This is a genomic window from Actinomyces sp. HMSC065F12 (assembly GCF_001814535.1).
Classification (GTDB): Bacteria; Actinomycetota; Actinomycetes; order Actinomycetales; family Actinomycetaceae; genus Pauljensenia; species Pauljensenia radingae_A.
This window is the reverse complement of record NZ_KV817009.1, coordinates 1-564: the sequence shown is the minus strand read 5'-3', so window position 1 is coordinate 564 and position 564 is coordinate 1. Positions and strand designations below refer to the sequence as shown.

1 pseudogene is annotated in these 564 nt (G+C 56.7%); it reads left to right on the top strand.

Annotated features, from left to right (window positions below):
- Positions 1-178: 178 nt before the first annotated feature.
- Positions 179-564, top strand: a pseudogene (locus HMPREF2975_RS08165) (sigma-70 family RNA polymerase sigma factor); the annotation flags it as partial.

Here is a 564-nt window from a genome sequence, read left to right as displayed (position 1 = left end):
CACTAGTGAGACCTGCTCTGGGAGCGCTCGGCGGGCCACCTCACCCAACCCTTCTTCACTGAGGGGTATGTGGGGTGGCTCGCCTTTGTCGTCTTCCAAGTAGTTCTCACCAGTGATCTGAGCCAAACAGATCAGGTCTCCAAATCACCGGGATTCCCGGAGAAATGGAGATCCTTCGATGAAGGTCACCTTCAAGCACGAAGCAGATAACAACAAGAATCAGTCCATCACTGACACTTTCGACATTGACCCTGGCGAGTTCGCTCTCATGATCGCAACCCACCGGCAGCAACGCGCCGCCGCTACTGGTGTTCCGCTCGACCAGGTTAAGCCCTGCACACCGCAGAAGATTCTGGACGAGTTGTGGAACGCAGAAGAAGCGGCCACGCATCAGGCGGTTCGCGCCGATCGCGGCAAGGGTAAGAAGAAATGTACGTGTGGGGCTGGGTGCGGTCCTCGACGTGGATGCCGCGTCCCGAATAACAAGCCGTTTTCGTATGAGCAGATGCTCGAGATCGATCTTGACCCTGCTTCACCGGGTATCAGCGCTGAAGACCAGGTCAT